This window comes from Halomonas sp. 3D7M (genome assembly GCF_014897885.1).
GTDB lineage: Bacteria > Pseudomonadota > Gammaproteobacteria > Pseudomonadales > Halomonadaceae > Vreelandella.
This window is the reverse complement of the sequence record NZ_JABUZF010000249.1, coordinates 1-8,145: the sequence shown is the minus strand read 5'-3', so window position 1 is coordinate 8,145 and position 8,145 is coordinate 1. Positions and strand designations below refer to the sequence as shown.

The 8,145-nt window shown below is 52.3% G+C and carries 4 protein-coding genes and 2 pseudogenes; 3 read left to right on the top strand and 3 right to left on the bottom strand.

Translation table 11 applies throughout. The annotated features are described in order from the left end of the window. Positions 1–257: 257 nt before the first annotated feature. The 3 genes and pseudogenes from INT22_RS15125 to ggt form a co-directional block, all read right to left on the bottom strand. Positions 258–1,950, bottom strand: a pseudogene (locus tag INT22_RS15125) (IS3 family transposase); the annotation flags it as partial. Between the two features lie 342 nt (positions 1,951–2,292). Continuing rightward, positions 2,293–3,238 (bottom strand): annotated as a pseudogene (locus tag INT22_RS15115) (sodium-dependent bicarbonate transport family permease). Between the two features lie 259 nt (positions 3,239–3,497). Beyond that, the gene (gene ggt, locus INT22_RS15110; RefSeq protein ID WP_193060667.1) at positions 3,498–5,237 is read right to left on the bottom strand and encodes a gamma-glutamyltransferase; all 1,740 of its coding nucleotides are present in this window, start codon (positions 5,235–5,237) and stop codon (positions 3,498–3,500) included. A 281-nt stretch (positions 5,238–5,518) separates the two neighbouring features. Here ggt and INT22_RS15105 point away from each other — a divergent pair, with 281 nt between their 5' ends. From INT22_RS15105 to INT22_RS15095, 3 genes are all read left to right on the top strand, one after another. Further along, a complete protein-coding gene (locus INT22_RS15105) occupies positions 5,519–6,487 on the top strand; it encodes a LysR family transcriptional regulator (RefSeq protein WP_089039937.1) in 969 nt (322 codons plus the stop codon). 100 nt (positions 6,488–6,587) lie between these two features. After that, complete coding sequence (locus INT22_RS15100) at positions 6,588–7,544, top strand: calcium/sodium antiporter (RefSeq protein ID WP_193060668.1); 957 nt, start codon at positions 6,588–6,590, stop codon at positions 7,542–7,544. A gap of 10 nt (positions 7,545–7,554) precedes the next feature. Beyond that, a partial coding sequence (locus tag INT22_RS15095) for a hypothetical protein (protein WP_319022091.1) occupies positions 7,555–8,145 on the top strand: 591 nt, incomplete at its 3' end.

The window sequence follows — 8,145 nt, the reverse complement described above, 5'->3', positions numbered from 1 at the left end:
CAAATGGCTGCGCTTAAGCAGCCTGTTGATTACGCTCGATTTCGTGCATTTTTCCCGGGTTAAGCGAGACTGGGCCGGTGACTTCCCAGTTTCGAGTGTGGCCCGACCAGCGTTGCGGATGTCGCTGCTTCGCACGTTGGTATACCGCGTTCCGGCGTTCCAGGCGCTCTTGGTCTACGCCGCGATGACGGTCCAGTTTCGGGTGCTGCCCGACCAGCGTTTCGGATATCGACGCTTAGCACTTTCATAAACCGCTTTACGGCGTTCAAGGCGTTTTCGATCAACACCACGATGTCGAAGTTTCGGGTGCTGCCCGACCAGCGTTTCGGATAGCGACGCTTAGCGCTTTCATAAACCGCTTTACGACGTTCAAGGCGTTTTCGATCAACGCCACGATGCCGGTCAGCTGGCGTGACATATTGGATGCCACTGTGAAGGTGCTGTTCGTTGTAAGCCCGCTCGAACACCAACATCCATTCTCGTACCGCGCTCAGCGATGCAAAGCCCTTGGTGGGCCACGCTGGGCAATATTTGACGGTACGGAACAGCGATTCCGAGTAAGGGTTGTCGTTGCTTACTCTCGGGCGACTGTAAGACATCAACATCCCCAGTTCGGTTAACCTCGCTTTGAGCGTATAGGACGTCATCGGCGCCCCGTTATCTGAGTGCAGTACCGGTGGTTGATGCCAGCAACCTTCTCGCAGCAAAGCGCGTTCCAGTAATTGTTTAGCCAGCTCGCCCGATTCGGTGTCGTGAACTTCCCAGGCGATGATTTTGCGACTGTAGATATCCATGATCAGGTAGAGATACCAGTGCTGGCCTCGCACAACGGAGGCGCAGAAGCTAATGTCCCAACTCCAGACCTGGTTTGGCCCTGTTGCCGTAAAACTGGTCGGCGCGGGCACTGGACGGCGTGGTTTCATACGGCCACGAGGGTGCTGCTGGTGATGCTTTTTCAAAACCCGGTAAAACGACGATTCGGAGGCCAGATAGACGCCGTTGTCTGCCAGTAAGGGCACGATTTGAGACGGCGGCAAGCTCTGGTAATCGGGACGATGACAAGTGTTCAAAATGGCTTGCTCTTCCTCATGCGTTAGCTGATGCGGCTGCCTGCCTTGCACCACGTGATGACGCTGATCCTCAACAACAGCGCCACACTCAGATCGCCAACGTTTCAGTGTGCGTTCATTCACGTTGATAATCTCAGCGGCTTTATAACGAGACGCGCCATCCACTCCTTTAGAGGCGTTAGTCGTCCTCGCCGCTGTCCGGATCCTCGCCGTACAAGGCTTCGAGCTTTTTTGAAAGCACCAGCAACGACGTTGTTTCTGCCAGCACCTTGTCTTTGCGCCGTACTTCCGCTTTGAGCTGCTTGATGGTCTTTCGGTCTTCTTTGCGCTGTTTCTGCGCTGCTTTTGCCTGCTCTTCTTGCCGACCAGCTCCTTCGAGACAAGCGGCTTTCCATTGCTGGCTGTACAAGGCTTCGAGCTTTTTTGAGAGCACCAGTAACGACGTCGTCTCAGCCACTACCTTGTCTTTGCGCCGCACTTCCGCTTTGAGTTGCTTGATGGTCTTACGGTCTTCTTTACGCTGCTTTTGCGCCGCTTTTTCCTGGTCTTCTTGCCGACCAGCGCCTTCGAGGCAAGCCGCTTTCCACTGCTGAATTTGCTCGGGATAAAGGCCTTTTTCACGACAGTAAGCGCCAAGCTCTGTTTCTGACATCGTCGCGGTTTCGATGACAACGGCTAGCTTGGCGTCAGGTGACCATTCGTTGTCGCCTGGGGTGTAACCCGGCACAGGCACTCCTTTTTCTCGACACTGTTTTAACCAACTATACAGCGTCGCGTTGGAGATGCCTTCTTCCGTTGCTACCGACGCCACACTGCGATTGTGGGGCGGCAATAACTTTTTCAGGATGGCGGCTTTACGCTCTTCAGAATAACGTGGCACATGAATTCCATACCGCTCCCTCTGGACTGAGTTTAGGCGATATCGCCAACCGGACAACTAGGCTGACAGAGGGGGGAATACGAGGGTAACGATGACTTAACGTGTCTATTCCTCGGCTTTTCGTGCTGCTTCCAGGGGAAATATACATGGGACAGCAAATAGGGCTGCTGAACTAAGTACGTTAAGAAACTATTCAAATTTATCTATAAAACCTACTAAAACAGAAAAATAAACTAAAAAACGCCAGCTCTATAAGCAAGAAGCTGGCGTCAAATTTCAATTAAACAATAAGTTATTCCAACAACAGGCGAAACAAATTGAAGCGATAGCGCGACCCATTTGTTAGTTAAATAAGTACTCCAGCAGCCTATGGTAAAGAGGGATCCCAAGCATCACGTTGAGAGGAAAAGTAATGCCGAGTGACGCTAGCATCGCAAGCCCAATGCTCGCTTGAGGGATAGCTGCACGCATTGCAGCCGGCGCCGCTATATAGGAGGCACTAGCAGCCAATGCGGCAAGAATCACCACAGAGCCCACTGGCAAACCAACTAGCGTACCTACCAGAATCCCCAGCAGTGACAGCAGCAATGGTGTGACCAGTGCAAAGGTCACTAAGCGCCAATGATGCCACGGCATTGGGCGCAGCGTTTGCGCGGCAGTTAACCCCATTTCTAGCAGGAACAACGCCAGCACGCCTTTGAAAGCCCCAGTAAACAATGCGGTGACTTCCTCTCCTTGAAATGGCCCGTATAGCGTGCCAATCACGACCCCACCCGCTAACTAACAGGATAACGCCACGATTGGTTAAAGTTTCATGCCATAACTTGCTGGTGCTCTCTTTAACAGCGGCGCCTTGATAGCGTCTAAACAGGGCAATCGCCACCATAATCGCGGGTAGCTCCATCGCGACCAAATAGAGCGTTACTTCACTCCCCACCGCTAACTGACGTGCTTCTACATACGCCAGAGCGACCGCAAACGTACCCGCACTGACCGAGCCATAGTGAGCCGCAATGCTAGCGCTGTCGGCGGCGGAAAGGCGTACCCAGCGGCGCAACACTGGCATCAGCATCAGCGGTATAAACGCTGAAAGCAGCGCTACACCGGTAAGTTCTGGCATCAACCCCCAATGGATATTGCCATGCAGTGCCATTCCTCCCTTTAAGCCAATGGTGAGCATTAATAACAGGCTTAGGGTGTCGTAAGTAGCTTTAGGTACCTGAAGATCCGACTTCACCGCTCCGGCGACTAGCCCCAATAAAAAAAACATCACCACAATATCTGGCATCACCACTGCTCCCTAGGGTCAAAAGAGACTGCATTTTGCGAGCGATGACACTAGATAACTAATAATATATTAAAAGAAAATCATAGATAATTATCTATGTAGCTATCATCACCCTATCGCTACTCATTAATAAGCAGTGGTGATAGTTAATAGGCAGTGATGGTAGTTAAACTAAGGACATGAAAGAGTCACTAGGCGCGATGCCTGAAAGACCCCGCCCTGAGCAATCAGGGCGGGATGGTAAGAGCCTAACGTAACGTTAAAGGCCAATAGCAGATGAGGTGGAGCGGCGAGGATCGGCGCCACCAAAGAACATTCCATCTTTGATCATGATTGACTGAGCAGCGCCCATGGCTGACTGCTGACTGACCGTGTGGCCACGCTCTTCAAGCAAGTTAAGTGTATCTGGACTAAAGCCTGCCTCAACACGAATCTCATCAGGCAGCCACTGGTGGTGCATGCGTGGTGCGCTAACCGCTGATTGGATATTCATATCATGATCAATCACGTTCATTAACACCTGCAGCGTTGTGGTGATAATACGTGAACCGCCGGGGCTGCCAGTCACCAGAAAGTTTTTGCCGTCTTGCTTGACGATAGTGGGCGTCATAGACGAAAGCATTCGTTTGCCTGGTTCGACCTTATTGGCTTCGCCGCCAATCAATCCATAGGCGTTGGGCACGCCGGGCTTGGCTGAGAAATCATCCATTTCGTTGTTGAGCAAGAAGCCCGCGCCATCCACCACGATGCCAGAACCATAACTGAAGTTGATGGTGTACGTGTTTGAAACTGCCAGACCACCGTCATCTACAATGGAAAAGTGAGTGGTTTCATTAGATTCGTAGTCGTTCGGATTGCCAGGCGCAATGTCTGCACTAGGGGTAGCTTGGTCGCCAATCTGGCTACGCAGTTCGGCGGCATAATCCTTTGAGGTGATACCGGCCAGAGGCACATCGACAAAGTCAGTATCGCCCAGGAACTCCGAGCGGTCAGCGTAAGCACGCTTCATGGCTTCGGCCATTAGGTGCATGCTTTCAGCAGAGCCGAAGCCCATTTCACCGATAGGATATTCTTCGAGAATGTTCAGCATCTGCACAATATGAGCACCACCGGAAGAAGGAGGACTCATAGCGTAAATATCGTAGCCGCGATAAGTACCGTGGCTGGGCTCACGGATGATGGGGGCGTAACTAGCCATGTCTTCCATGGTAATCAGCCCATCGTGACGCTCCATCTCGGCAACAATCAGCTCTGCCGTTTCTCCTTCATAAAACTCGCGAGCCCCTTGTTCAGCAATGCGCCTGAGTGTCGCGGCTAGATCAGGTTGCTTGAAAATATCGCCGACCTCGTAGGCGCTACCATCCTCCTTGAAGAACGTGGCCATGCTCGCATCCCAGGGCTCGAAGCGTTCTTTGGCCTCTTGTAACCCTTGAACAAAGCGCGGAGGCACCGCGAAGCCATCTTCAGCAAGACGAATGGCGGGCTCCAACGCTTCAGCAAGACTTAACGTGCCATACTCTTCCAGGGCCAGTGCTAGCCCCGCAACGGTGCCGGGAACGCCAGCGGCCAAGTGAGTAAAGCGGGAACGCTCGGTCACTGCATCGCCATTTTCATCTTGGAACATAGCTTCAAAGGCAGCTGAAGGGGCCATCTCGCGGTAGTCGATGGCAATGACTTCATCGCTTGTTTCATCCGAGATCAGCATAAAACCACCGCCACCGATATTACCGGAACGGGGCTGAGTCACCGCTAGCGCAAAGCCGGCCACTACGGCAGCATCAACGGCGTTGCCTCCTTCAGCAAGCACATCACGGGCAACCTCTGAGGCAAGAAAGTGGCTGGTAGCGACCATGCCATGGCTACTCTCTTGAGGGTGAAAGCGCTCACCTTCCAAGATCGCTTGCTGAGAGAATGCCTGTGGAGAGACTAACAACCCGCCGATACATAAACTGGCCGTCAGCGTTTTAAGCGGACGCGAAGTTAAAAAGGGGATCATCATAGGTGGAATTCCTTATAGTTATTAGCTTAAAGATATTTAGAATATAACAACATGCTTTTCTTCAACGCTATTCAAAGCCATGTTCTTGGCCTTGAGGAGCAACCCAACGTGCGCCACCTTAGTGTAATGTGGTTTAAACTCTTTTGTCTTCACCTGTCCATTAACGGCAAGGAATAGCCTAGCTTTTCGATGATGGCTTGCCAGGTATTCGTTGATAAAGCTGATCTACACCACTACCCAATAATGATGCATTAAGAGACGCCCCAGGAGTTGCGGTTGCTATGAATATTCGCCATCTGACCTTTAGGTTGCTCCAGGTATACGTAACCGTCGTTAGATGTGGCTCCATCAGCGAAGCCGCAAGACAGCTTCACCTTACCCAGCCAACCGTGTCACAGCAGTTGAAACGCCTCAGGGAAGCGGTAGGCAGCCCGTTGTTAGAACAGCATGCCCAGCGACTGACGATGACCGCCACAGGGCAAGCGCTTTATCAGGCAAGTCGGGATGTGTTGGGGCGCTTTGATGACTTTGCAGACCAGCTCAGTGATTTACAGTATGGCAGTAAGGGGCGATTTAGTATTGCGCTCGTGAACACTGCTCAGTACGTCTTACCACGCCTCTTAGGACCTTTTAGTCAGGCGTTCCCTGATGTCGATGTCACCGTTCATATCGGTAATCGTCGACAGGTATTGGCGCGCTTTGAGCGCCAGGAAGATGACCTTTACGTCTTTAGCCATCCGCCCGCGCTTGCTCACGCGGTCGCGTCACGCTTTATGCGCAACCCTTTAGTTGCCATTGCCGCCGCCGACCACTCTCTGGCTCAACAGAAAGCCGTGACGATGGAGCAGCTACTAAGTGAGCGCTTACTGCTACGCGAGCCTGGCTCTGCCACACGCATGTTATTAGACAGCTGGCTGCAAGAACACGGACTGACCATGCAAAAAACATTACAGATGGCCAGCAACGAGGCCATACGAGTAAGCGTGGCCGCCAATATGGGCGTTGCAGTGTTATCTGAACACGTTTTGCCTAATAAGCATCCTGATCTAGTAGTGTTACCCGTTCAGGGGCTACCTATTGAAAGTCACTGGCAATTTATCGTGCGCAATGATCAGCGCCTTCCACAGTCAGCACAACGCTTTCTTCACTACGTTCACGAACACCTGACACAGTGGATTGAACCGCGCTTTGTATGCAATGAACTAGACACCCTGCTGAACGCCTACCCGACGTTTCCCTTGCGTGGATAAGGCTTCGATTAATTGACTTGCAGACGCAACGATTCCCGCTAATGTGTGAAGCCTACGCTTGGAATAACGCCTAAGTGAGCACACTAAGAGATTAGATAGCATGCTGTATGGGATAAGTTTAGCCGTCGGTATCGTACTATTAACGCTGGGGGGCGAAGCTCTCATCCGTGGCGCTGTCGCCGGGGCCAAACGAATGGGAGTCTCTCCACTATTAACAGGCCTCGTCGTCGTTGGTTTTGGCACCTCTTCCCCCGAACTGGTTGTTTCCATTGATGCCGCCATTCGCCAGCAACCAGATATTGCCGTCGGCAATATCGTGGGCAGCAACATAGGCAACATACTGCTGATTCTTGGTCTTTGCGCAGTCATTTGCCCCATGTCAGTACAGCCGCTGGCGCTAAGACGAGACGGTGTGGTGGTCGTCGGCGCTAGCCTGCTATTTGTTGCTCTGGCCTGGAGTGGCGCCCTCGGCCGCTGGGATGCGGTCATATTATTAGCCGCGTTGACGGCTTATCTCATTTGGGCATATCGCACTGAACGCGCTCAACCACTTCCCGCAGCTGAAATGCATAGCGCAGAAGCAGACGAACTCACTGCAATTCCAAGCTCAACAACCATGATAGTTATGGCGCTTATTGTGGGGCTTGCGATGTTGATAGGTGGCTCGCAGCTGTTACTTTATGGTGCCATTGGCTTAGCCCAAGCCATGGGTATTTCCGAAGCAGTTATTGGCTTAACGATTGTTGCGGTAGGTACCTCGTTACCCGAAATGGCGGTATCGGTGATTGCGGCTCTTCGCCGCCACGCCGATGTGGCTGTCGGAAATATTTTGGGCAGCAACATTTTCAACCTTCTAGGCATCTTAGGTATATCAGCTTTTCTACAGCCCCTGCCTATTGCCGAGCGAGTAAGTCAGTTTGACCAATGGGTGATGCTCGGAGCAGCAGGCGTATTGCTACTGTTTCTTTACACAGGCATGCGGTTATCTCGCTGGGAAGGAGCCGCGCTACTGGGCGGCTATGTAGCCTACCTTACGCTAAGTTTTACAATCGTCTGAGGAACTCGCTGTGCAAATTGCCACCCTCGGCCCTAGCGGCAACAATCATGAATTAATTGCTCTGCGCTATTTAGCGAAGCATGGTCAGCCATCCACGAATCTTCAGCTTTTCGAACAGTTTGAAGAGGCGTTTGAAGCGCTGGTTGAGGGGCGAGTAAGCCATCTGCTCCAGTGCACTGCTCACTTTGCCCACAGCGATTGCGTGGGCCGCTATATGCACCGCGCCTATCCGGTTGATGTCTTTATTGCCGGCAGCAAGCCTTTAGCGTTAGTTGCTCAGCGTAGTATTGCCACCCCTCGTCATGTGGCTATTCAACCAGCTACCCGCCATTACACGGATTTAAGCAGCTTTGGCGATATTATCGAGGCACCCACGACGGTTGCCGTGGCAGAAGGCTTGCTAGCGGGTACTTTTGAGGCCGGGATTTGCGCTGAAGAGGTCATAAATCAAGCGCCTGAGCAACTGAAGCTGGTGCAGTCGCTGGGGCCTGCACTAGATACCTGGGTGGTGTATGCCACCACCCAATTACCGGCCACGTCGCCGTTGTTTTTAAACCATGCGCCATTAAACGAGAAAGATAACAGCCGCGCCCGCCACCAC